Origin of the sequence: Providencia rettgeri, assembly GCF_001874625.1 — a bacterium.
Taxonomy (GTDB): Bacteria; Pseudomonadota; Gammaproteobacteria; order Enterobacterales; family Enterobacteriaceae; genus Providencia; species Providencia huashanensis.
This window is the reverse complement of the sequence record NZ_CP017671.1, coordinates 4,744,695-4,769,888: the sequence shown is the minus strand read 5'-3', so window position 1 is coordinate 4,769,888 and position 25,194 is coordinate 4,744,695. Positions and strand designations below refer to the sequence as shown.

The window sequence follows — 25,194 nt, the reverse complement described above, 5'->3', positions numbered from 1 at the left end:
ATGTCAATGCAATCTCAGGACATTATTCGTCGTTCTGCCACCAATTCCCTGACTCCCGCACCTCAGGTGCGGGACTATAAGGAAGAGGTTGCAAAGCTTATCGACGTTACGACCTGTATCGGCTGCAAAGCTTGTCAGGTCGCATGTTCCGAATGGAATGATATCCGTGACAAAATAGGGACTAACGTTGGGGTATATGATAACCCAACAGATTTAACAGCTAAATCATGGACAGTAATGCGTTTTTCTGAAGTCGAAGAAAACGATAAGTTTGAATGGCTGATCCGTAAAGATGGCTGTATGCACTGTGCTGACCCAGGGTGCTTAAAGGCATGTCCTTCAGAAGGTGCTATTGTTCAGTACAAAAACGGTATCGTTGATTTCCAATCAGAACATTGTATTGGTTGCGGTTACTGTATTGCGGGTTGCCCGTTTGATGTGCCACGTATCAACCCAGAAGATAACCGTGCATACAAATGTACGTTGTGTGTTGACCGAGTTGAAGTCGGTCAAGAGCCTGCGTGTGTGAAAACTTGTCCGACAGGGGCTATTCATTTCGGTAGCAAAGAAGACATGATTAACATGGCAGGTGAGCGTGTTGAAGAGCTGAAAACACGTGGTTATGCAAATGCAGGTTTATATGACCCTGAAGGTGTTGGCGGTACGCATGTTATGTACGTCTTACACCACGCAGATAAACCTCAGTTGTACCACGGGCTGCCGGAAAACCCGACAATCAGCCCAACCGTCACTTTCTGGAAAGGTATCTGGAAGCCGTTGGCAGCGGTTGGTTTTGCTGCAACATTTGCGGCGGCCATCTTCCACTATGTGGGTATTGGTCCGAACCGCGTCTCCAAAAAAGATGAAGAAGAGGCTTTAGAAGATTTGCATAATGCAATGTCATCTGACACTTCGAAATCAAAAGAAGGGGAGGATCAGAAATGATGCCAGATGATAACGATAAAATTATCCGCCATAAGCCGATTGAAAGGATCAATCACTGGGCGGTTGTGATTTGCTTTTTGTTCACCGCGATCAGTGGTCTAGGGTTCTTTTTCCCATCATTAAACTGGTTTATGAACATTTTAGGTACGCCACAACTGTCTCGAATTTTACATCCATTCGTGGGCACAGCGATGTTCTTGCTGTTCGTGTTTATGTTCTTCCGTTATTTCCACCATAACTTCATTAATAAAGAAGATATTAAGTGGGCTAAGAATATTGGTAAGGTACTGAAAAACGAAGAGGCAGGCGATGTAGGGCAATATAACCTCGGTCAAAAAGGGGTATATTGGGTAGTCACCATTTGCTTACTAGCATTGGTTATCACAGGTGTGATTATGTGGCGCCCTTATTTTGCGGATTATTTCCCTATTCCTGTTTATCGTGCGGCTATCTTAGTGCACTCACTTTCAGCTATCGCATTGATCATCATGATAGTGGTGCATGCATACGCTGCAATTTGGGTGAAAGGCTCTGTACGTGCGATGGTTGAAGGTTGGGTAACTCGTGGTTGGGCAAGAAAGCATCACCCACGCTGGTACCGTGAAATCATCGAAAAAGAAAAGCAGCAGCAAGAGAAAAACTAAGTATCTTGATAGTATTTTTAAAACCCACAAATTATATTTGTGGGTTTTTTTATATTATTTAATTATCATATTCAGATGGGTTTTATTTTAACTGTGTTTAATTATTTATTAAAAATATATTTTAATTTATCAATATTAGAATGTCGATATTAGATTTATTATCTTAATTTTATGCTTTATTTAATAAAGATGGTCATATTTAGAGTAACTAAATAATACATTTAGATGATGTTGATTTATTATTCAATAATAGAGCAATAGTGAAATTAATTACTATATTTAATATTATTTTAGCCTATTGATATTAAAAAATAATTAAAGCGGCGAATCACTGGACTTATACCATAATATTTAATACAAATAGTTAACGGTTGCGGAATATATTACCTCAACAAAATAAAAACCCTCATATTTAAATATATTATTTTAATACAGTGAAATAAATATCATTCATTCCATTTACGATAGCTAAATAAAGAGGTAATGCATGGATCTTCCTTTACAAGGTATCAAAGTACTCGATTTCACCGGTGTACAGTCAGGGCCATCTTGTACCCAAATGTTAGCGTGGTTTGGGGCTGATGTGATAAAAATTGAACGCCCCGGCGTTGGTGATGTAACTCGTAATCAACTTAGAGATATTCCCGATGTTGATGCGCTTTATTTTACCATGCTCAATAGTAATAAACGTTCCGTTGAATTAAATACCAAAACGCCAGAAGGGAAAGAAGTTATGGAGCGGCTGATCAAACAAGCCGATGTCCTTGTTGAAAACTTCCATCCAGGTGCCATCGACCATATGGGTTTTACTTGGGAACATATTCAAGAATTAAATCCTCGTCTGATTTTCGGCTCCATTAAAGGTTTCGATGAAAACTCACCTTATGCCAATGTTAAAGCTTATGAAAATGTGGCTCAAGCCGCTGGTGGAGCTGCATCAACTACCGGTTTTTGGGATGGTCCTCCACTTGTCAGCGCCGCTGCATTAGGTGACAGTAATACAGGGATGCATTTATTAATCGGCTTATTGGCAGCACTGTTACATCGAGAGAAAACGGGTAAAGGGCAACGCGTGACGATGTCGATGCAAGATGCTGTACTCAACTTATGTCGTGTAAAACTACGCGATCAGCAGCGTTTAGAAAAAATCGGCTATTTAGAAGAATACCCTCAGTATCCAAATGGTAAATTTGGTGATGCTGTTCCCCGTGGCGGAAATGCGGGAGGCGGTGTGCAGCCCGGTTGGATCTTGAAATGTAAAGGCTGGGAAACAGACCCGAATGCTTATATCTATTTCACTATTCAGGAACAAGATTGGGAACAGACTTGCATTGCCATTGGTAAGCCGGAATGGGCGAGTGACCCAGCTTATAGTACCCCACAAGCTCGACAGCCACATATCTTTGATATCTTTGCTGAAATCGAAAAGTTCTTGGCAGATAAAGACAAACATGAAGCCGTTGAATACCTCAGTAAGTATGGGGTGCCATGTGCGCCAGTACTGAGCATGCGTGAAATTGCCAGAGACCAATCACTTCGTGATAGCGGAAGCGTTGTTGAAGTAGAACAACCTAAAAGAGGCACTTACTTAACTGTAGGCTGCCCAATGAAATTCTCTTCGTTCACACCAGATATAAAGAGTGCCCCATTGTTGGGTGAGCACACAGAAGAAGTACTGACTGAGCTAGGTTACAGTGCAGATGAAATTGCATCTATGCGAACCAATAAAGCTATCTAAATTGTAATTGGGGGAGAATACCTTCCCCATCATTCTGCTATCGATGAGGTGGACATGTCTGCTGACCAAAATCAAAATTTAACGGATGGTATGCATATTATTGTTGATGCACTAAAAAAGAATGGCATTGACACAATCTATGGCGTTGTTGGTATCCCTGTTACGGATATGGCGAGGCATGCTCAAGCCGAGGGAATACGTTATATTGGCTTTCGCCATGAACAGTCTGCGGGTAATGCGGCTGCCATTAGTGGTTTTATTACCCAAAAACCCGGTATTTGTTTGACGGTTTCTGCACCGGGCTTTTTAAATGGTATGGTGGCACTAGCCAATGCGACAACCAATGGCTTTCCGATGATCCAAATAAGTGGCTCAAGCGATAGGGCGATCATAGACCTGCAACAAGGGGACTATGAAGAGCTGGACCAGATGAATACTGCAAAGCCATTTGTCAAAGCTTCCTACCGAGTTAATAAACCAGAAGATTTAGGGATTGCTTTAGCAAGAGCCATACGAGCTTCGGTATCGGGTCGCCCTGGCGGTGTATATCTTGACCTTACCACTGAGGTGTTAGCGGCGGTGATGGATAAAGACGAAGCAGACAAAACGATTTTTAAGGTAGAAGACCCTGCACCAAGACAAATTCCATCACCTGATTCAGTGAATAAAGCGCTTAAGTTACTTGCATCAGCTAAGCGGCCATTAATTATTTTGGGTAAAGGCGCCGCATATGCACAAGCGGATGACAATATTCGTCAATTTATTGAAACGACGGGTATTCCTTATTTACCGATGTCAATGGCAAAAGGTTTGCTACCGGATACCCACCCCCTGTCAGCGGCATCAGCTCGCTCATATGCCTTATCCAGTGCGGATGTTGTGGTGTTAATGGGCGCACGCCTTAATTGGTTGCTTGATCATGGAAAAGGTAAGCATTGGTCGCCAGACACTCAATTTATTCAATTGGATATTGAGCCATCTGAGATTGATAGTAACCGCCCAATAACCGCACCTGTTGTTGGTGATATTTACTCAAGTATTGAGTCTTTACTGGCTGGTCTTAAATCAATCCCTGTTAAATCCCCAACAGAATGGATTGCCAGTATTGATGAGCATAAGAAAATCAATGTCGAGAAAATGGCTGCTAAGTTAAATACTGACACTTCTCCGATGAACTATTTCAATGCATTACGTGCAATCCGTGATGTGCTGGTCGATCACCAAGATGTTTATGTCGTTAATGAAGGCGCTAACACGCTTGATAATGGACGAAATATTATTGATATGTACCAACCACGTAAGCGCTTAGATTGTGGAACATGGGGTGTTATGGGGGTGGGGATGGGTTACGCTGTTGGTGCGGCAGTAACCAGTGGTAAACCCGTGGTGGCTATTGAAGGTGACAGTGCATTCGGTTTTAGTGGTATGGAGATAGAAACTATTTGCCGTTATAAACTGCCAGTGACCATTCTAATTTTTAATAATGGCGGAATATACCGTGGCGATGGTGTGAATTTGCATGGTGATAGCGACCCTTCTCCAACGGTATTAATGGGAACTGCCCGTTACGACAAGATGATAGAGGCTTTTGGTGGTATCGGCTATAACGCAACGACACCAGCAGAAATACAACAGGCATTGAAAGCAGGGTTAACATCAGGTAACCCAACGTTAATTAATGTGGTGATAGACCCTGATGTGGGGACTGAAAGTGGTCATATAGGCAGCTTGAATCCTAAATCAGTAGTAAAAAATTAACCCAACATCAATTTAAAAGTTGAAATTTCATAGCGCCACTTACTTGATATAAGTGGCGTAAGGTACTTTATCGTCAAAAAATAGGTGGGTCTTATGGCTGACTTTATGTTGAAGATTTTTATGAGTGACCTATTGCCTATCATTATTATTATGGTCCTTGGTTATGCGAGTGGTAAGCGTAATGTATTTACGGAAGACCAAGCAAAGGCATTCAATAAATTAGTTTTAAATTATGCATTACCTGCGGCATTATTTGTTTCAATTGCACGCGCTAATCGTGAAATGATATTTGCTGACACTAAACTGACCATTATTTCGTTTGTAACTTTATTAATTTGTTTCTTTTTCTCTTTCTTTAGTTGTAAATATATTTTTAAACATAGTCGTGGTGAAGCGGCGGTATGTGCATTGATTGCAGGTTCTCCGACCATCGGTTTTCTTGGGTTTGCAATACTCGACCCTATTTATGGCGCGACCGTTTCTACAGGTCTCGTTGTGGCAATTATCTCAATTATTGTTAATGCCATTACTATTCCTATTGGTCTATTTTTACTTAACCCATCTGATGCAGAAGGTAAGAAAGGGGGAGGAGGAATGGACGCTTTGGTCTCTGCTTTCAAAGAGCCAGTGGTATGGGCCCCGGTATTAGCAACGGTATTGGTTCTTATTGGTATTAAAATCCCCCCTATTTTAGACCCGACTTTTGAATTAATTGCTAAAGCGAATTCAGGTGTAGCGGTATTTGCCGCAGGCTTGACATTAGCAGCGAATAAATTCGAGTTTGATGGTGAAATTGTTTACAACACATTATTAAAACTCGTGTTAATGCCAGGCTTAATGTTACTTGCGGGAATGACGTTTAATATGGAATCTGAGCAATTGCAAATGATGGTATTAGCGGGGGCATTACCACCTGCGTTCTCAGGGATTATTATTGCAAGTCGCTTTAATATTTATACCCGTACTGGAACCGCATCACTGGCGGTAAGTGTACTTGGTTTTATTATTGCAGCACCCGTGTGGATCTATATCGCTCGAGTCGTCGCTTAGAAATGTCCGTTTGATAAAAGTCTCGACCATGGTGGGATTGGCATCATGGTCTTTCGGCAAAAAGAGGTAAATGATGACAGCTACAAAGCCTTTAGATGGAATACGTGTTCTAGATTTTACAGGGGTTCAGTCTGGGCCATCTTGTACCCAAATGTTAGCGTGGTTTGGGGCTGATGTGATAAAGATAGAACGACCAAGAGTTGGAGATGTAACTCGTCATCAATTGCGTGATATTCCTGATGTGGATGCATTATATTTTACCATGCTTAATAGTAATAAGCGTTCTTTAGAGCTGGATACTAAAACCCCAGAGGGTAAAGAAGTCATGGAAAAGCTGATACGCCAAGCGGACGTGTTAGTTGAAAATTTCCATCCGGGGGCGATTGACCATATGGGATTCACATGGGAGTACATTCAACAATTAAATCCTCGTTTAATTTTTGGTTCCATCAAAGGGTTTAATCAAAACTCGCCTTACGCAGATGTGAAAGCGTACGAAAATGTTGCCCAATCAGCAGGAGGTGCAGCCTCAACAACAGGGTTCCCTGATGGCCCCCCTGTTGTAAGTGCAGCAGCCCTTGGGGACAGTAATACGGGAATGCATTTACTGATTGGCTTGTTAACCGCATTGTTACACCGCGAAAAAACCGGTAAAGGTCAACGCGTGACGATGTCAATGCAAGATGCTGTGCTGAATTTATGCCGTGTAAAATTACGCGACCAACAGCGCTTAGAAAAAATAGGTTATTTAGAAGAGTATCCGCAATATCCAAATGGAAAGTTTGGTGATGCGGTTCCCCGAGGCGGAAATTCCAGCGGGGGAGGTCAGCCCGGCACCATGCTTAAATGTAAGGGCAGTGATACTGATCCTAATGCTTATATTTACTTTATTAATCAGGATCATAACTGGGAAAACACCTGTGATGCGATTGGTCGACCGGAATGGAAAACCGACCCTAATTTCGCAACGACCGAAGCTCGGGTAAGCCATATTCAGGATGTATGGGATGCGATTGAAGATATTGCGAAAGACAAAGATAAACATGAAATAACCGATTATTTCGATAAGTTTGGCGTGCCTTGTTCCGCAGTGCTGAGTATGAAAGAGATTATGGAAGATAAATCTTTGCGTGGTAGTGGTTCTATTGTTGAAGTTAAGCAACCCATACGGGGTTCTTATTTAACGGTAGGGTGCCCAGTGAAGTTTTCTAGTTTTATTCCAGAAATTAAGAGTGCTCCATTACTGGGAGAACATAATCACGAAATATTGAAAGAGCTTGGTTATAGCGATGAACAAATTATTGAGATGAAAAATAAAAGTGTTATTTAATTAATAATACTTTAAACACCTAATAATTGGTGAGCTTAAATAGATAGTCAATATTAAATTGTTATATTTGGATATTAATATATTCAAATATAACAATAATGCACAGAATTTGAATGGCTTAATTCACTTTTTAAACCCATAAATTATTTTTCTATTCTATCCACGATTAATTATTCATTAATAGTGGGGGCTTTTTACTACTCTATTCGTTGAATAAGGATTGTCATATGCGTATTTCTGAAATTAAAAAAAGTAGTAAGGTTGCTGCCGTTGATTTTGTTCCTGCATGGGGTGATTTAAATGGGAATATTCAACGCCTAGTTGCAGCTGCAGAGAAAGTTGCTGCTCAGGGTGTCGACTATGCCGTTTTTCCTGAAACAGCGGTTAGCGGTTATTTATTTTCGGACACGGCTGAGTTAGCACCTTATTTAGATACTATTCCGGGTAAAACGACGGCGGCAATTTTGCCTGTCCTCGCACAGACTGGCATGTATATGAGCGTTGGTATTGCTGAGCGAGATAGTGAAACAGGCTTAGCTTATAATTCAGCGGTCCTAATGGGGCCTGAAGGTATCATTGGTAAATATCGAAAAATAGGGTTGAACTCCCAAGACCAAAAAGTATTTGCTCCGGGTAATACTGGTGTGAAAACGTTTGATACCCCGATAGGCCGCATCGCATTATTAATTTGTTATGACGATACCTATTGGCAATATGTTCGTTTAGCGGCACTTGAAGGGGCTCAAATTATTGGTTGGCATTCAGTTTCGGACCGTATGATGCCTGATGCAACAGCGGCAGAAATGCTAGGTGACCACTCAACAGTGGCCCATGTTCAACATATGAGTGCACTGAATGGCGTATGGGTAGTTTGTGCGACACGCAGCGGTATTGAAACGAATCCAATTACCAAGGGACAGCTGTATTATAATGGGGGGTCGAGTGTGTGGTCCCCGTCCGGTCATAAGGTGGCGCAGTCCCCGGTGTTAAGCCCTTTAGAATTGGAACCCGGGTTGAATGGCATATATAGTGCAATGATTGATTTAGATGAAGCCGATAAACAGCGTAATACTTTGCTTGCTAAGCGTCGTCCTGACTTATATTCCCCAACACTTGCATTTCATCGTAGCCCTACGGATATCAATGCAACTTCGACGATAGTGCAAACCACTTTTATTGCAGCCCAGTGGGAAAAATCAGTCTCTAAGTTAGACTCTATTCAGGTGGGTGAGAATGAACTCTTAGTTTTACCTGAGCTTTCGGCACTTCCTTATACCGATGACCCGAATATTATTTTGTCCCATGCCGAAACACGAGGAGGGGTATTTGAACAAACCCTTTGCAAAGCAGCTTATGAAGGGAAAGGGTATATTGTAGGTAGTTACCCTGAAATTGATACCGATAAACTGTACCACACGGTGGTGCTAGCGGGCCCAGCGGGGGATATACTCGCCCGTTATCGAGTGACACACCTTAATGAGCGTGATAGTGGCTGGGCAATGGCAGGCCATGCAGTCAGTGTCACGGCAACTCCTATTGGGCGCATTGCTTTGGCTGCGGCACATGAATTAGAAGTCCCAGAACTCGCGGGGTTATATAGTGCATTACGCGCTGATATTTTGGCGGCGCCAGCGGGCATACCGAGTGATTTGAAAGTTGAAATTGATAGCCATCTTTATTCTGTGGAAAACCCACCGACTGGGCGAGCGGATTTTATCCCTTATGCTATCGCAACATTAAACCAACTATGGGTGATATGTGGAGGCCGCAATGAACGAGATTCAACGTCGGCCGCCATATACGGGCCTGAACCCGTCGTACTGACGCCAACATTAACAGCACAGAGAGGGGCTGAAGATGTTAGATTACAAACACAGGTTCCTGCTCCTTTTACTTGGATTAATCAAGAGCGTTTAATTAGTGGGCAGCAAGCCATTTGGTTTACGCCGCTAACTCGGTAGTTATTTTTGTTTTCCTGTTGTAATTCATTTGGTTACAACAGGAATACTAAGTTATTAATATGAAAAATATTACTCATTAGCAATTAAAAGCCGGCAAAGGAGAGTTAAAACACTTCACTTTTTTGGTGTTGTTGCCTTGTTGGTTTTAATTGCGAGTATTTCTAGTGAAGTTTTTAATCACGGTTTATTTTGAATTTCAATTCTGAATTTGCATTTATTTTACAGTTGGTTTTTTTATTTTTATTTAGCTCTAAAAATAAAAAACGGTTTATTAAGAAATACTCAATTATTGTTCCGCCCTCTATGCATTATTTTGGTTATTTTGGATTATGTATCGACTAAATTGGCAAAAAAACAAATTTATTTAAGACGATTTTTACGGTGCATATCACTTCGATTATGAGTCGGCCGAGCTGCTCAAAAATAGAGAGTTCAATACAGGGAAATAAAATATGACAACCTCTTCACCACAAGTGCCGTTTATGCAATTACCCACTATTGCATTTTTATTAGCGATTGCCTCAGGGATGTTGGATGGCTATGCCTTTTTCACAACGAAATCATTTGCGACGTTTCAGTCGGGCAATATCATCATGCTAGGTTATCAATTTGCTGAAAACGGTCTGGCTGCGGTGACGCCTTATGTTATTTCTATTTTCTCATTTGGTGCGGGAGCTATGTTACTGGCATTGATCCGTTATCGCTATAATACCGATGAGAAAACATGGACATTCACTTTACTGTCACTTGAAATAGCCCTTTTATTGCTGCTGATCGCGTATATTTTTTTATTCAATATCCAATCTAAGGGGTTTCATGCCGTTTGGGCTTTGTCTTTTATTGCAGGTATGCAGGGTAATGCATTCCACAAAATTAATGGCATGTTATACGGGAATATTGCAGTCACCTTAAATGTACAGCTAGGTTTTAGTTCTTTAGCAGAGTCTATCGCATTTAAAGGTAAAGCCAGAAAAAACGCATTGTATAAAAGTTATTGTTATTTTCTGACGCTCTTGGGTTTTGCTGGTGGGGCATTTCTCATGGTATTACTCGCTGATTATGCAAGGGAATATGCATTGTTTGCTACATTAATTCCGTTATGTTTGATATTTTTCTCTGGTCGCCAGTTTTCGAAAGAAAATAAACAGCTACCAATAGATTCGGATTGATGGATAAAAGCCGTTATGAGGCATAATCTCCTTATTCGTAGGGGATTATGCCTATATAAAAAGTGATAAAAGGTTTGCTAGGGTGCTGAAAAGTAATTTTCTGCATTATTAAAGCAAATATTTTGTACCATTTTACCTAGCATTTTTTCCTCATTTGGAATTTCACCATTGATTACCCACGTTCCTAACATATTACACAAAATACGACGGAAGTATTCATGGCGCGTATAGGATAGGAAACTACGGGAGTCAGTTAACATACCGACAAATTGGCTCAATAACCCCAATTGTGAGAGCTGCTCAAGTTGACGTAACATGCCATCTTTTTGGTCATTAAACCACCAGCCAGAACCAAACTGAATTTTTCCTGCGATGCCTCCGCCTTGAAAGTTACCTATCATGGTCGCTAAAACTTCGTTATCACGAGGATTCAAGCAATATAAAATGGTTTTTGGCAGCTCATTATTTTTGTCCATCTCATCTAATAAACGAGACAGTGGATAAGCAATAGGGCTGTCTCCGATAGAATCAAAGCCGCTATCTGCGCCTAATAACTTAAACATACGGGTGTTATTATTGCGTAGCGCACCTATATGTAACTGCATGACCCAATTATGTTTGGCGTATTGTTTCCCTAGCCAGACAAGCACCGCAGTAGAAAACTGAGCAATAGACAGCTCATCTAATGGTTGGCCATTAAGCCTATTTTGTAAAATAGTATCTAACACGCTTTCATCGGGGATAGGGGCATAACGTAATACTTCAATGCCGTGGTCAGATGCCACACAACCGTGCTGATCAAAATGTGTTATCCGCACTGCTAATGCAGATAGCAAATCACTAAAGCGTGTAATTTCGATATCAGCGGATTTACCCAATTTGCTGATATAGTCGACAAATCCATCAAGCTCAATTTTAAAGGCTCTATCTGGACGCCAGCTCGGGCGAACGTCAATATTAAAGGTTTTATCTTGGGCAATTTTTTGGTGATATTCTAATGTATCGATAGGGTCATCCGTTGTTCCTACCATACGTACATTCATTTGCTGCATGATACCGCGAGCCGAAAAATCAGGCTGTGTCAGTTTTTCGTTGGCATCGTGCCAAATGGTATCGGCGGTGTCAGGTGAAAAAAGTTTACCAGTGATACCAAAAGGGCGCCTTAGCTCTAAATGTGTCCAATGGTATAGTGGATTACCTAGTGTCATTGGCACTGTTTTTGCCCAAGCTTGATATTTTTCATAGTCACTAGTTTCCTTACCCGTGATCAGAGCTTCAGGGATACCCGCTGATCGCATACCACGCCATTTGTAATGGTCGCCTTCTAGCCAAATCTGCCCGAGGTTATCAAACTGTCTGTTTTCTGCAATTTCGCGAGGGTTTAAATGACAATGATAATCATAGATTGGCATTGTCGCGACATACTCATGATAAAGGCGGCGAGCAATTTCGTTATTCAGTAAAAAATCTTCGCAAAGAAATGTTTTCATATCATTATCCAACCTTAAAGCGTGGCAACAGCTTGGCGTGCACCCATATCGAGTAATTGTTGATAAGCCGATTTAATTACTTTCACAAATAATGGATTCTTGGGAAGCTCAGTACCAAAAATAGCATCGATAGCGAGTAAATCATCTACAACCGAAACGTTAAGCCCATGTTTGGTATAAATAGCCGTGTAGGTATCAACGAGAGGGTCCCGAACATCGATTTTGTTGCCTTGTTCGTCAACACCAGCAACATAACGCATCCACCCCGCAATCCCTAAAGCGAGATGGCGATAGTCAGTCTTATTAGTCATATGCCATGCGATAGGATCTAACATACGTTGCGGTAATTTTTGGCTTCCGTCCATAGCGATTTGCCAAGTTTGGTGTTTCAACGAAGGGTTAGTGAAGCGATTTATTAAGCTACTTGCGTAATCTGCTAAATTCACTTCTTCAGGCATAACCAAGGTGGGAGCTTGTTCATTCATCATTAATGCATAGGCTGCGCGACGATAGTCTGGGTTGGTCATAGTGTCAGATATGTGAGCATAACCACCTAAATAACCAAGGTAAGCTAAGAAGGAATGACTGCCGTTTAGCATCCTTAGTTTCATTAGTTCAAATGGAACCACATCCTCAACAAATTGAGCGCCAGCACAGTCCCATTCAGGCCTACCGTTAACAAAATTATCTTCAATAACCCATTGTCTGAAAGGCTCACAAGCAATGGCACAAGTGTCTTTGACCCCTAAAAGCTCAGCAATTTCAGCCAGTGTTTCTTCTGTTGCGGCGGGAACAATGCGGTCAACCATTGTGCAAGGAAATGTCACATTATTTTCTATCCACGCGGCTAATTCACTACTTTGTAATTGGGCTAAACCTAGCACCGCTTCTCTAGCAACATGGCCATTTTCACGGACATTATCACAAGAAAGAACAGTAAACGGTGGTAGTTGGCGTTCATAACGAAGTTTTAGTGCTGCAGTAATATAGCCAATAGCAGATGCTGGTTGAGATGGTGTTGCTAAATCTTGTTGAATTAGTTGGTTATTTTTATCTAACTTCCCAGTGGCAGGGTCTGTACAGTAGCCTTTTTCGGTTACAGTAAGAGAAACGATACTCACTGATGGTGAGGCCATTTTTTCAATAATGGCGTCAATACCGTCAATGAGAGGGTGTAATGCTTCTTTCATTGAACCAATAATTTTTAATTCGGTATGTGTTTCACCTTTTTCAGCCACGGTATAAAGCATGGATTGTTGTTTGAGATTTTCTATCAAAGCAGCATCATGCTTTGAGATCAAATTAACCTCACAATAACCCCAATCACTATCTGTTTTTTCTAATACGTGATGAGTATACAGCGCTTGATGTGCACGATGAAAAGCACCACAACCTAGGTGTACGATACGAGTGGTTAAGCGGTCGGCTGTCCAGTGTGGGCGAGTAGCATTAATTGCCGAGGTAACGATATTTTTTTCCATGACGAACCCCTGTTAATTAGCGGCCAATTTGGTTTGGCCGCTTGTCAGGTACAACGGTGAGATAATTATTTCTTAGAATAGAATGCGCGGTGAATACCCAGTTCTAATCCACGAATTTCAGCAAGTCCTTTTAGGCGGCCAATTGCGGAATATCCAGGGTTGGTCTTTTTCTTCAGGTCATCAAGCATTTGGTGGCCATGATCTGGGCGCATAGGGATTAACTCACCTGAACCAGTTTGTATTCTGCGATGTTCTTCTTCTGCAACAGCACAAATGACATTATACATGTCCACATCACCTGCTAAGTGGGCAGCTTCATGGAAAGTGTTTGGATTTTCTTCGCGTAACGTAGAACGTAAGTGAAGAAAATAAATACGTGAGCCAAAAGTACGGATCATGTTAACTAGGTCGTTATCCGCACGGACACCATACGAACCGGTGCACATAGTGTAGCCGTTTGCATCACTATTTACGGTATCTGCCATCCACTTCATATCTTCAATGGTCGAAACGATACGTGGTAAGCCTAATATTGGACGAGGAGGGTCATCAGGGTGAACCGCCATTTTCATTCCAATCTCTTCAGCTACAGGGATGATTTTCTTTAAGAAATAAGCAAAGTGTTCACGCAGTTTATTTTTATCAATATCTGCATAGAGTTTTAAATGTTGGCGGAATTGTTCAAGGGTATAGCCTTCTTCAGCACCCGGTAAGCCAGCAATAATATTATTGATAAGTTTTTGCTTTTCCTCATCACTCATTGATTCAAAGCGCTGTTTAGCCTGAGCAAGCTCTTGGGCTGTATAATCTTGTTCTGCATTTTCACGCTGTAATAAGTGGATCTCAAAGACAGCAAAAGCAATTTGGTCAAAACGTAATGCTTTTGAACCATCTGGTAATTCATATTCTAAATCCGTGCGTGTCCAATCAAGCACTGGCATGAAATTATAACAAACAGTATGAATACCACAGGCTGCAAGGTTGCGCATAGATTGTTGATAGTTTGCTATCCATTTATCGTAGTCCCCTGTATGGGTTTTGATATCTTCATGAATAGGAATACTTTCAACGACTGACCATTCTAGCTGGTTCGCTTCAATCAAGTCTTTACGCTGTTTTATTTCTTCAATACTCCAGACTTCCCCGTTTGGTATGTGATGAAGTGCTGTAACAATACCCGTTGCACCAGCCTGACGAATATCAGAAAGGGAAACCGGGTCCGCCGGTCCATACCAACGCCAAGTTTGCTTCATACTTAACCTCGTTTATATTTCACTAATGCATCTAAATCGGCTAATAAGTTCTTCTTGCAATACAGCAGTTGGAACTATAGTCATTTAACTTATTTGCTAAAAAGTGTGCCATGATATTTTCTTAATATCCACAGAGGTCAACCAATTTGGTTAACCAGATCACAAATACTCATTAAATTTGGGTCACCAATTATAAACCAAGATACAGCTCACAAAACAAAGGCATCATTTTGTGCAGAATCCAGTCAGCTAAATATAAAACTTATCGATTTAAAACTATTTTTCTTTCAGGTTTACCAATTTTATCATTAGTTGGGTTAACCAAGTATCTGTTCAGGATGATTAGAAAAATATAAACCCTAAAAGGCTGACTATGAAAAAGTTAAGACATTATCGATGGTACATGATTCTCTTGGTTTGCTTTATAACTATAATCAACTATTTAGATAGAACCGCATTAGGTGTTGCTGCCCCAACTATTATGGAGACAACGGGCATTACAAAAGAGCAATACTCATGGATTGTAAGTGCGTTCCAATTAGCCTACACAATTGGTCAACCAATAATGGGTTTTTTCATTGATACCATTGGTTTGAAGCTAGGTTTCTTTATTTGTGCTTTGATTTGGGGACTAGCAACTATGGGGCATGCTTTAACAGGAACATGGCAAGGTCTCGCATTTATGCGTGGGTTGATGGGGTTCAGTGAAGCCTCGGCTATCCCAGCAGGTGTTAAAACTGCGTCAACATGGTTCCCTGCTAAAGAACGCGGTATAGCAACAGGTGTGTTTAACATGGGGACGTCGTTTGGTGCCATGTTAGCTCCACCATTGATCGCGTGGGCTATTTTATTTCATAGTTGGGAATTCGCTTTCATTATTTCAGGTGTACTAGCAATCATTGCTGCATTCATTTGGTTCTTTTTCTATAAAGACCCTAAAGACGCGAAAAGGTTATCAGATGAAGAACGCGCTTATATTGAAGAAGGGCAAGAAAAGCATTTACAGCCATCTAAAAAAGAAAAAACGTCGATCAAAAATATCTTAAAGCAACGTAATTTCTGGGGGATTGGTATTTCCCGTTTCCTTGCAGACCCTGCTTGGGGAACAATTAACTTTTGGGTGCCTATTTTCTTTGTAGAGACGTTAAATTTTAGTCTTAAAGAAATTGCGATGTTCGTTTGGCTACCTTTCTTAATGGCGGACCTAGGCTGTCTAGCGAGTGGTTTTGTTGCTAAATTCCTAAACGATCGCGGTATTTCATTAATTAACTCTCGTCGTATTACCTTCACAATAGGCGCTATTTTGATGACAACGATTGGTTTGGTTAGTATTGTTGAAAATCCTTATATCGCTGTTTTATTAATTAGTATTGGTGGCTTCTCGCACCAATTATTATCCACTGTTGCAGCAACATTAGGCGCTGATTTATTCAAGAAAAATGAGGTAGCAACAGCGGTAGGTATGGCTGGCGCATGCGCTTGGACTGGTCAGTTAATCTTTAACTTATTTATCGGTGCATTTGTTGGCATCATTGGTTTTGGCCCATTCTTTGTTGCTTTGGCAGTATTCGATTTAATCGGTGCAGCAGTGCTGTGGATTTTGATTAAAGAGAAAAAAGAGCCTGAAGAAAGTAAAACTGATCATGATAGCTCACTGGTAGCATCATAATTATCGTAAACCTATAAAGTTATATATATCAAGTAAATACACTGCAAGGTCTGATTCTATATTTTGTTGGAATTGGACCTTTTCTATTATTTTTCTTGCTAATGTTTGGCGTAAAACTATTTTTGGTCGACCAATATCTGTTAGACTAGGGCAATCGAAGCTCAGTTTTAATATAATGGCCAATGTAATGACACAGTTTACTGAATATAAACGTCCCTACCAGGAAGTCGGTTATACTTTACGCCAAATGATCTCGAATATGGACTATGCGATTGGTGATAGGCTTCCTCCAGAACGGGAAATTGCTGAAATGCTAGATGTTTCTCGTGCGGTTGTACGTGAAGCATTGATTATGTTAGAAATTGAAAATCTGATTGAAGTGCGAAAGGGGTCTGGGGTCTACGTCATTGCTTTACCTAAGGACAGTGAAGCCGCTGAACAAGGTAAAATTGATAACTCAGACCTTAATGCAGCAGGGCCGTTTGAGTTACTTCAAGCTCGCCAGTTGCTAGAAAGTAATATTGCAGAATTTGCAGCGACACAAGTGACCCCTGTGGATATTGCAAATATGCGTAAAGCTTTAAAAAGAGAGAGAGACGAGCTAAAAACGGGTGAAGATGAAACGGGTGACCGTGAGTTCCACCTTGCGATTGCACAAGCAACGCATAACAGTATGTTAGTTGAACTTCTTAAGCAGTCATGGGAATGGCGGGAAAATAACCCAATGTGGCTCAAGCTACATGCACGTATTACAGATAAAGATTATCGAAAAGCTTGGATGACAGACCACGAAGTGATTTTAGCTGCGATGATAAAAAAAGACCCTGCAGCGGCAAAAGCTGCAATGTGGCAACATCTTGAAAATGTGAAACAGCGGCTCCTCGAACTTTCAGACGTAGATGACCCTAATTTTGATGGTTATTTATTTAATTCTTATCCAGTAGATTTAATTCGTAACATTTGAGTTCTCTGATATTACCTGTACGCGACTGAAGGCTATTTAGTCGCGTCACTTATTGACGAAAAATGCGTTTGCGATTTAATTAAGCATTAATATGCATAATTGACATTATTTAAATATATTGATGTTTTTCTATTTATTTTTTCAGCCGGTCACTAAAAAATAGAACAGTTTGATGGCAAATCTTCGGGGTTTTATTATTACCCTTTTTTACGCTAAAAATTGACGAGCAGTAGTCATATCCTCTTTAACGTAGACTTCAGATATTTTTATCCTAGAGATAACAATTTATTTATATCAAATAAAACAACCATCATCCTGATTTACATTTACCTTGATCTACTACGGGGTTATATCATAGATAATTCGAGGGCCAGAGTAGCCTCAACGCTACTTTTGTTTTATCCTGAGTATTAGAGCACCGCTTTCGCGGATATAAAATATGATGAGCAAAGACGCTTCGGGAAAATGGTCAGCCATTTCTCGGGGATTGTCGTTATAAAAAAATAGAAAAGAGAGAACGCAATGGGTATTCGTATCGTTCCTAAAGAAGAGTTAGGGCAAGAAAGATTGAAAGAAAAAGGAATTGGTTTTATTCCTCCGGTTCTATTTCCTAACCTAAAAAGTTTATATCAACGCCGTGCTGAGCGGTTGAAAGAACTCGGTATTGGTGAGCATCCCTTTGAAGATTATCTGAATTTTGCAGCTGAAGTTGCTACTGCGCAACATAATGCACAACATGATAATCCATTAGACGTGGATATGGCGCCTATTCTTGAGCGTTCAATTAATACAAACAACTCCCCCTTAGATGCAAAAACCTTCCCACGTACAACACATTGGCACAAATTATTGACCGCTATTATCGCTGAGTTAATGCCAATTGTCCCTGAATCAGTTCGCCCAGCATTAGAAAACTTAGATAAAGCATCCGAAACTGAATTAGAGGCAATGGCGACCGCGTTATTAAATGAGGAGTTTGAGAAAGTCCCTGCGGAAAAATCCATGTTTATTTGGGCTGCTCTATCTGTGTATTGGGCGCAAATGGCTGCAAATATCCCCGGTAAAGCGCGCGCGGAACATGGTGACCACCGTCATTTCTGCCCAGTATGCAATAGCATGCCTGTATCAAGCATTGTACAAATTGGGACTTCGCAGGGGCTGCGTTATTTACACTGTAATTTATGTGAAACCGAATGGCACATGGTGCGTGTGAAATGCAGCAATTGTGAGCAAACAGGCCAACTGAATTATTGGTCACTGGATGACGAAAACGCAGCCATTAAAGCGGAAAGTTGTGGTGATTGTGGAAGTTATCTGAAGATCCTTTACCAAGAGAAAGAAGCTAAAGTCGAAGCAGTTGCTGATGATTTAGCGTCAATTATTTTGGATGCACGTATGGAAGAAGAAGGTTTTGCACGTAGCAGTATTAACCCGTTCTTATTCCCTGGTGAAAAATAAGCGGTAACAAACAGAGAATCGTAACTATGGCTGAATCAAATTCTGTTTTATATCGCCAACTTCCTGCGATCGATAAATTATTGCAGCTTGATGAAGTACAAATATTGGTCGAGCAATCAGGATTGCATTGGGTAACAGCATGCTTACGTGAAATGCAAGAACAAGCCCGAACTTGTATTTCACAGTTTGGAAAATTACCCGCTTGGCACGATGACTGGCTAAAAGAACTATCTGTCCGCCACCAAACATTAGGGCAAAGTGCGTTAAAAAGCGTCTTTAATCTAACGGGGACGGTACTGCATACCAATTTAGGTCGAGCAGTAATGCCAACCTCGGCGATTAATGCAGTTAGCCAAGTGATGAATTCGCCAGTTACATTAGAATATTCTCTTGATGGCGCCATGCGTGGTCACAGAGACCGCGCGATTGCGGATTTACTCTGTGAATTAACAGGGGCAGAGGATGCATGCATTGTTAATAATAACGCAGCGGCAGTTTTGTTATTATTGGCAACAGTCGCGAATGGTCAGCAAGTCATTGTTTCTCGTGGTGAACTCGTCGAGATTGGCGGGGCTTTTCGCGTACCAGATGTGATGGCACAGGCCGGTTGCCAACTGGTTGAGGTGGGCACAACAAACCGTACTCACTTACGTGATTATGAAAATGCAATTAATGAGCAAACTGCATTGTTAATGAAGGTGCATACCAGTAACTATAGCATCGAAGGGTTTACTGCTGAGGTAGAGGGAGATGAATTAGCGGAACTGGGCAAAAAATACCAGTTACCGACGGCGATTGACTTAGGCAGTGGCTCCATGATTGATATGATAACCTTGGGGTTACCCGCTGAGCCAATGCCTCAAACCTATCTTGCTCAAGGTGTTGATTTAGTTTCTATTTCCGCTGATAAGCTTCTTGGTGGGCCACAAGCAGGGATTATCTTAGGGAAGAAAAAATGGATTGAGGCAATCCAAAAGCACCCGTTAAAACGCGCACTGCGCGTTGATAAAATGGTGTTAGCTGCGCTTGAAGCTACCCTAAAACTCTATTTAACCCCTGAAAAACTAGTTACTGAGTTACCGACCTTGCGATGGCTAACCCGTGAGCCAGAAGTGATCCAAAGGAGCGCAGAAAATATCTTAGTAGCACTGCAAGCTTTTTACGGTGACAAGTTTATTGTGGAAGTTGAGTCTTGCTTATCGCAAATAGGAAGCGGCTCGCTACCTATTGACCGGTTACCGAGTTTTGCGGTGACTTTTGCACCATTAGATGGAAAAGGCAGTACGCTGGAACAACTTGCCTCCCAATGGCGGCGGCTACCTCAACCCGTTATTGGTCGTATGAAAGAAGGCAAGCTGTGGCTTGACCTGCGTTGTCTTGATGATGAACATGCTTTATTACAGGTTTTACTTTCATGATTTTTGCGACAGCTGGCCATGTTGACCATGGTAAAACATCATTAATTCAATTGATTACAGGTATAAATACATCTCACCTTCCCGAAGAAAAAAAACGCGGGATGACGATTGACCTCGGTTATGCCTATTGGTCGCAACAGGATGGTAGTGCAATTGGCTTTATTGATGTGCCAGGGCATGAAAAATTCTTAGCGAACATGCTAGCTGGGGTTGGCGGCATTAACCATGCTCTACTGGTTGTGGCATGTGATGATGGTGTAATGGCTCAAACACTTGAGCATCTATCCATTTTAAGGCTCGCTGGCTGCCAAGATATCACGTTAATCCTTACCAAGGCTGACCGAGTTGACCATTCACGTATTGAACAAGTGATACAACAAGCTAAATCAGAGCTAGCACGGCAAGGTTGGCCTGACGCTAAATTATTTATCACCTCTAGCGAAGATGGGCGTGGTGTTGAATCACTACGTTTATATCTACAACAGTTACATCAACTCAATGGCGCTCATGAAAATTTGCAGCGCCGTTTTCGTTTAGCCATTGACCGAGTTTTCCATGTAAAAGGGGCTGGGATTGTGGTGACGGGAACTGCGTTAGCAGGGAAAATACAAGTCGGGGACTCACTATGGGTTACTGGTGCAGATAAACCGGTTAGAGTCAGAGGGGTCCATCGGCAAAATCAATCCTCAGACTGTGCGCAAGCGGGTGACCGTGTGGCATTGAACCTATCCGGTGATATCGCGAAAGAAGACATCACTCGAGGTGATTGGCTGTTGTCTCAGCAACCGGCCTTTATTGCAAACCGTGTGATTGTTGAGCTGGAATGTGACGCATTAATTAAGCATTGGCAACCTGTACATCTTTATCATGGAGCAAGTCACATTACCGGACGTGTATCTTTATTAGTGGAGCAAGGGGAAACCCCCATTCTTGCCGAGTTAATTTTAGATACTCCATTATGGTTAGTGGATAATGACCGGCTGATTATCCGTGATATAAGTGCTCGCCAGACATTAGGCGGGGCACGTGTGATCCGCTTAGTCTCCCCGCGTCGTGGCAAAAGGCTTCCCGAGTTTTTAGATTGGTTATCAAAGCTGTGTAAAGAGCATGATGAGCTTGCGCACTTTAAGTTACAACTTCCTCAGGGGGAGCTTAATTTACAGGAATACAGCTGGGCGCGGCAATTAACCCATGAAGCGGTAGAAAGCTTATTGGTGCAAACAGATGCAGAGCGTGTCGGTAACAATGTACTGTCAGCATTTAAAGCCCAAGTGGCTAAAGAGCGTTTAGTACAGACCCTTGAGAAATTTAACCAAGTCCATAGTGACCAAATCGGGGTTGGGAAAGCCCGATTAAAACGCATGGCGCTCCCTTCTATGAGTGAAGCGCTAGTGTTTAAGCTGATTAATGACCTTATTGATGAAAAGGTCATTAAGCAAACGCGCGGTTGGTTACATATGCCTCAGCATGGGTTGGTTTTCGACGCTGAGCAACAATTAATTTGGCAACAGATTTACCCGTTATTTTCTCGTAATGAGGCTTGGTGGGTACGTGATCTCGCATTAGAAAGTGGCTATGAGGAAGAGACAATGCGGCGCGTACTTAAAAAAGCCGCACAAATGGGGTTAGTTATCGCGATTGTGCGTGACCGTTATTACAGCAATGAGCAAATTAGCTATTTTGCTGCGAAGATCCATCGTTATTGCTTAGAAAATGAAGTGATTTTTGCGGCGGATTTTCGTAATCAATTGGGCATTGGTCGAAAACTTGCGATTCAAATTCTTGAGTTTTTTGATAAAAGCGGTTTTACTCGTCGTAAAGGCGATGGGCACTATTTGCGTGATAAAGGGATTTTCGTTGAATAAACTGAGTGTTTTATTCCGTTATAGTAGTGCTTCATAGCAAACCTTCAATATTAACCTTGTGGTAAAACCGATGAAGAAAAAGTTATTTGCAGGCTTTTATCTGGCATTAATTTTTATTGGCTCACTTTTTTTAGTGTTTGAAAAAGGGAGTGTGATTTATCCTGCGCTGATTTCAATCAGTGTATATGCTACCTTATTTGGTGTTTTAATGGTGCTTACAGCTCGCTGGTTATTTTCAGTGGTTATTACCAGTACCTTGTTTATTATCATTAAATTTTTAAACCAGTTAAAAGTTCATTACTACAAAGAACAACTTTTCTTCACCGATATTAACATCATGACCGATACCTCCAATATGGGCACCTTGGGCCATTATTGGTTAGCGGGTGTTGCCTTGGTCGCCTTGGTTATTTTGCTAGTGGTTAATGGTGTTATCAGTTGGCGCCTAGTGTCATCATCTAAATCATTAACTTCACGTATTGTTGGGCTGATCTTAGTTGTTGCGGGTTATTTTGGGGCGAGTTTTACAAGCGATCATTATTATGATCGGTGGTCTCAAACTTTACCTAAGGGCCGTGGGACAGTCACAAATATTATCATGTCTGCAAAAAACTCGAGTTATCAATCACCGCAATTTGCAGGTTCTGCGGATTATTTCATCGAGAAAGCGGCAACGGTAACGTTAGAAAATACAACGCCTTCAGAAAAGCCAGATATTGTTTTATTACTTCAAGAATCAACGGTTAACCCAAATATTTATGATTTACCTGCTGGGACAAAACTTCCTGAATTATTCATGTTCCAGCAAGATGAGGGTGTTGCTGCATCTAGCCAAATGCGGGTTCAGACTTTTGGCGGTGGTACTTGGCTATCAGAGTTCTCAGCGCTCACAGGTTTAAATAGTGATGATTTTGGTGCACAAAAAAGCGGTGTTTTTTATTTTATTGTCGATAACTTAAAAAATAGCCTATTCAAAGAAATGAAAGCCAATGGCTATTACACAGTTGTCTTAACACCGTTTAATAAAGGGGCTTACCATTCAGGCCATGCTTATGAAACCCTCGGTGTCGATAGAATTATCCAGCCACAAGAACTCGGTTATCCAGGTAAATTACAAGATAATCTATGGACAATCAGCACGGAAGATATGCTGAAATATGTCAAAGAAATTTTAGCAAAAGAAACGGACAAACCTGTTTTTATTTTCTCTTTAACAATGTATGAGCATGGGCCTTATAAAGAGAGCCACAGTGATGATTACGGGATAAAAGACAAAATTAAACAGGCAGATGCTGCCGGTGAATTTAGCCACTATATGGAGAAAATTATTGCCTCAGATGCATCAATCCGTGACTTTGCTAGCTTTATTGAAAAGCGAGACCGCCCACTAATGTTCTTGTATTTTGGTGATCACCAGCCGGGTATTAGTTTAAATCAATATAATTCCCCTCTGTCGTCACCAGCTTACCTGACTCAATTTACGTTACGTGATAATTTGAAATCAGGGACACACATTGAAATCGGCCCATTAACCGATATTTCCTTCTTAGGGGGTATCCTATTGGAGCGCGCAAATTTAAAGGTTTCGCCATTCTATGAGGCTAATATTAAGATGCGCCATCTTTGTGAGGGTAAATTGAATGATTGCGAAGACCAGAAGCTACTAGATAGCTATCGTAATTATATTTACCGCACTTTAAAATCCGCAGATAAAGTAGATAACAACTAAATATCAGTAAGTTGTGGCAGGTATCTAACCATACCTGCTACTGATTTTATCTTTATATCGTCTACCTTTCTTCCTATCTAACCTTAACGTTTCTTTAAAAGGAAAATTTTTTATTTATTATTCGGTTAGCGATAAAACCATTTTTGACTTTTTGTGTCTTATATTCAGGTCAGTTTATTTAAATGACCAAAACGCTCAATTAGAGCTTGGAAATGGTTTAATGCTAGAAGATGGTGAATATGAAATACTTGGTCACGGGAAGTGCAGGCTTTATTGGTTTTAGGCTATGTCAGCGTTTATTAGAAAGTGGGCATGAGGTCGTCGGTATTGATAACCTTAATGCTTACTATGATCAGGGCCTTAAACAATCCCGCTTACATTTATTAGAACAATTTCCGCTATTTCGTTTTCTTCACCTTGACCTAACCGATCGCGAAACCATCAGGGTATTGTGTACCCAAGAGCAATTCGATAGGGTTATTCACCTTGCGGCACAAGCGGGGGTTCGTTATTCGTTGGAAAACCCATTTGCTTATGCAGATAGCAATTTAACGGGTCACCTAGCTATTTTAGAAGGTTGCCGCCAAGCCAAAGTAAAACACCTTGTGTATGCTTCTTCTAGCTCCGTGTATGGCGTGACAGATAAGGCCCCATTTACTACCGATATGCCAACCGATCATCCAATCTCATTGTATGCAGCAACGAAGAAAGCCAATGAATTGATGGCGCACTCCTACTCACATCTATACCAGTTGCCTACAACAGGGCTGCGCTTCTTTACCGTTTATGGCCCTTGGGGCCGGCCAGATATGGCCTTATTTAAATTTACTAAAGCTATTTTGGCGGGGGAGCCCATTGATGTCTATAATAACGGCAATCTCAGCCGTGATTTCACTTTTGTTGATGATATTGTCGAAGGTGTGATCCGTATTTCGGATATAATTCCACAAGCAGACCCGCACAATAACGGTGCCTCACCGGCAGAAAGTAGTGCGCCATACCGTATTTATAATATTGGTAATGGGCAGCCCGTTAAATTGATTGAGTTTATTTCAGCGTTGGAAAAAGCGCTCGGTAAAGAGGCCATTAAAAACTTCTTACCTATGCAAGCAGGGGACGTCTACACAACTTGGGCAGACACTGAAGACCTATTTAATGTGACAGGTTATCGTCCACAAGTATCTATTGAGCAGGGTGTTCTCAGGCCTTTGTTGATTGGTATCGTTCTTATTACCATCAATAAAATAATACATCCGTAGCAGAAATTGAGAG

17 protein-coding genes and 1 pseudogene are annotated in these 25,194 nt (G+C 41.3%); 15 read left to right on the top strand and 3 right to left on the bottom strand.

What is annotated here, in order from left to right; translation table 11 throughout:
* From fdxH to RB151_RS22175, 8 genes are all read left to right on the top strand, one after another.
* Positions 1 to 945 carry a formate dehydrogenase subunit beta gene (fdxH, locus tag RB151_RS22210; RefSeq protein WP_004906826.1) on the top strand — a complete coding sequence of 315 codons (945 nt, stop codon included), beginning with the start codon at positions 1 to 3 and terminating at the stop codon, positions 943 to 945.
* On the top strand, positions 942 to 1,589 hold the full coding sequence (gene fdoI, locus RB151_RS22205; RefSeq protein ID WP_042846768.1) for a formate dehydrogenase cytochrome b556 subunit: 648 nt from the start codon (positions 942 to 944) through the stop codon (positions 1,587 to 1,589). The genes fdxH and fdoI overlap by 4 nt, the downstream gene beginning before the upstream one ends.
* 487 nt (positions 1,590 to 2,076) lie before the next feature.
* The gene (gene frc, locus RB151_RS22200) at positions 2,077 to 3,327 is read left to right on the top strand and encodes a formyl-CoA transferase (RefSeq protein WP_071548800.1); all 1,251 of its coding nucleotides are present in this window, start codon (positions 2,077 to 2,079) and stop codon (positions 3,325 to 3,327) included.
* A 54-nt stretch (positions 3,328 to 3,381) separates the two neighbouring features.
* On the top strand, positions 3,382 to 5,085 hold the full coding sequence (gene oxc / locus RB151_RS22195; protein ID WP_042846766.1) for an oxalyl-CoA decarboxylase: 1,704 nt from the start codon (positions 3,382 to 3,384) through the stop codon (positions 5,083 to 5,085).
* Positions 5,086 to 5,190: 105 nt separating this feature from the next.
* Entirely contained in the window at positions 5,191 to 6,135 is a 945-nt protein-coding gene (gene yfdV / locus RB151_RS22190) for a transporter YfdV (RefSeq protein WP_094301242.1), read from the top strand.
* Between the two features lie 73 nt (positions 6,136 to 6,208).
* Complete coding sequence (frc, locus tag RB151_RS22185) at positions 6,209 to 7,465, top strand: formyl-CoA transferase (protein WP_042846764.1); 1,257 nt, start codon at positions 6,209 to 6,211, stop codon at positions 7,463 to 7,465.
* Between the two features lie 227 nt (positions 7,466 to 7,692).
* The gene (locus tag RB151_RS22180) at positions 7,693 to 9,426 is read left to right on the top strand and encodes a nitrilase-related carbon-nitrogen hydrolase (protein WP_048605665.1); all 1,734 of its coding nucleotides are present in this window, start codon (positions 7,693 to 7,695) and stop codon (positions 9,424 to 9,426) included.
* A gap of 452 nt (positions 9,427 to 9,878) precedes the next feature.
* Positions 9,879 to 10,595, top strand: coding sequence for a YoaK family protein (locus tag RB151_RS22175; RefSeq protein WP_042846762.1), 717 nt, complete (start codon positions 9,879 to 9,881; stop codon positions 10,593 to 10,595).
* A 77-nt stretch (positions 10,596 to 10,672) separates the two neighbouring features.
* On the opposite strand, the gene uxaC is transcribed toward RB151_RS22175, so the two are convergent.
* The 3 genes from uxaC to uxuA all read right to left on the bottom strand — a co-directional run bounded on the left by uxaC (position 10,673) and on the right by uxuA (position 14,819).
* Positions 10,673 to 12,085: a glucuronate isomerase gene (uxaC, locus tag RB151_RS22170; RefSeq protein WP_071548799.1), complete on the bottom strand. Its 1,413-nt coding sequence runs from the start codon at positions 12,083 to 12,085 to the stop codon at positions 10,673 to 10,675.
* 14 nt (positions 12,086 to 12,099) lie between these two features.
* Complete coding sequence (locus RB151_RS22165) at positions 12,100 to 13,566, bottom strand: fructuronate reductase (RefSeq protein WP_071548798.1); 1,467 nt, start codon at positions 13,564 to 13,566, stop codon at positions 12,100 to 12,102.
* Between the two features lie 65 nt (positions 13,567 to 13,631).
* Positions 13,632 to 14,819, bottom strand: coding sequence for a mannonate dehydratase (gene uxuA, locus RB151_RS22160; protein ID WP_071548797.1), 1,188 nt, complete (start codon positions 14,817 to 14,819; stop codon positions 13,632 to 13,634).
* A gap of 373 nt (positions 14,820 to 15,192) precedes the next feature.
* Between uxuA and RB151_RS22155 the strand changes: the two genes are divergently transcribed.
* The 7 genes and pseudogenes from RB151_RS22155 to RB151_RS22125 all read left to right on the top strand — a co-directional run bounded on the left by RB151_RS22155 (position 15,193) and on the right by RB151_RS22125 (position 25,165).
* Positions 15,193 to 16,488, top strand: coding sequence for an MFS transporter (locus RB151_RS22155; RefSeq protein ID WP_071548796.1), 1,296 nt, complete (start codon positions 15,193 to 15,195; stop codon positions 16,486 to 16,488).
* 187 nt (positions 16,489 to 16,675) lie between these two features.
* A complete protein-coding gene (locus RB151_RS22150) occupies positions 16,676 to 17,452 on the top strand; it encodes an FCD domain-containing protein (RefSeq protein WP_225833096.1) in 777 nt (258 codons plus the stop codon).
* A gap of 522 nt (positions 17,453 to 17,974) precedes the next feature.
* On the top strand, positions 17,975 to 18,910 hold the full coding sequence (gene fdhE, locus RB151_RS22145) for a formate dehydrogenase accessory protein FdhE (protein WP_071548795.1): 936 nt from the start codon (positions 17,975 to 17,977) through the stop codon (positions 18,908 to 18,910).
* A gap of 26 nt (positions 18,911 to 18,936) precedes the next feature.
* Positions 18,937 to 20,328 (top strand): L-seryl-tRNA(Sec) selenium transferase, encoded by a 1,392-nt coding sequence (gene selA / locus RB151_RS22140; RefSeq protein ID WP_071548794.1) that lies wholly within the window; start codon positions 18,937 to 18,939, stop codon positions 20,326 to 20,328.
* The gene (gene selB / locus RB151_RS22135; protein ID WP_071548793.1) at positions 20,325 to 22,193 is read left to right on the top strand and encodes a selenocysteine-specific translation elongation factor; all 1,869 of its coding nucleotides are present in this window, start codon (positions 20,325 to 20,327) and stop codon (positions 22,191 to 22,193) included. Before selA ends, selB begins: the two co-directional genes overlap by 4 nt.
* Positions 22,194 to 22,263: 70 nt before the next feature.
* On the top strand, positions 22,264 to 23,922 hold the full coding sequence (locus RB151_RS22130) for an LTA synthase family protein (protein ID WP_071548792.1): 1,659 nt from the start codon (positions 22,264 to 22,266) through the stop codon (positions 23,920 to 23,922).
* A 239-nt stretch (positions 23,923 to 24,161) separates the two neighbouring features.
* Positions 24,162 to 25,165, top strand: a pseudogene (locus RB151_RS22125) (NAD-dependent epimerase).
* The last annotated feature ends 29 nt before the right edge of the window (positions 25,166 to 25,194 follow it).

Bases quoted from the DNA above. Each gene is read 5' to 3' on its own strand.
- fdxH (WP_004906826.1), top strand. From the start codon at position 1: ATGTCAATGCAATCTCAGGACATTATTCGTCGTTCTGCCACCAATTCC.
- fdoI (WP_042846768.1), top strand. From the start codon at position 942: ATGATGCCAGATGATAACGATAAAATTATCCGCCATAAGCCGATTGAA.
- frc (WP_071548800.1), top strand. From the start codon at position 2,077: ATGGATCTTCCTTTACAAGGTATCAAAGTACTCGATTTCACCGGTGTA.
- oxc (WP_042846766.1), top strand. From the start codon at position 3,382: ATGTCTGCTGACCAAAATCAAAATTTAACGGATGGTATGCATATTATT.
- yfdV (WP_094301242.1), top strand. From the start codon at position 5,191: ATGTTGAAGATTTTTATGAGTGACCTATTGCCTATCATTATTATTATG.
- frc (WP_042846764.1), top strand. From the start codon at position 6,209: ATGACAGCTACAAAGCCTTTAGATGGAATACGTGTTCTAGATTTTACA.
- RB151_RS22180 (WP_048605665.1), top strand. From the start codon at position 7,693: ATGCGTATTTCTGAAATTAAAAAAAGTAGTAAGGTTGCTGCCGTTGAT.
- RB151_RS22175 (WP_042846762.1), top strand. From the start codon at position 9,879: ATGACAACCTCTTCACCACAAGTGCCGTTTATGCAATTACCCACTATT.
- uxaC (WP_071548799.1), bottom strand. From the start codon at position 12,085: ATGAAAACATTTCTTTGCGAAGATTTTTTACTGAATAACGAAATTGCT.
- RB151_RS22165 (WP_071548798.1), bottom strand. From the start codon at position 13,566: ATGGAAAAAAATATCGTTACCTCGGCAATTAATGCTACTCGCCCACAC.
- uxuA (WP_071548797.1), bottom strand. From the start codon at position 14,819: ATGAAGCAAACTTGGCGTTGGTATGGACCGGCGGACCCGGTTTCCCTT.
- RB151_RS22155 (WP_071548796.1), top strand. From the start codon at position 15,193: ATGAAAAAGTTAAGACATTATCGATGGTACATGATTCTCTTGGTTTGC.
- RB151_RS22150 (WP_225833096.1), top strand. From the start codon at position 16,676: ATGACACAGTTTACTGAATATAAACGTCCCTACCAGGAAGTCGGTTAT.
- fdhE (WP_071548795.1), top strand. From the start codon at position 17,975: ATGGGTATTCGTATCGTTCCTAAAGAAGAGTTAGGGCAAGAAAGATTG.
- selA (WP_071548794.1), top strand. From the start codon at position 18,937: ATGGCTGAATCAAATTCTGTTTTATATCGCCAACTTCCTGCGATCGAT.
- selB (WP_071548793.1), top strand. From the start codon at position 20,325: ATGATTTTTGCGACAGCTGGCCATGTTGACCATGGTAAAACATCATTA.
- RB151_RS22130 (WP_071548792.1), top strand. From the start codon at position 22,264: ATGAAGAAAAAGTTATTTGCAGGCTTTTATCTGGCATTAATTTTTATT.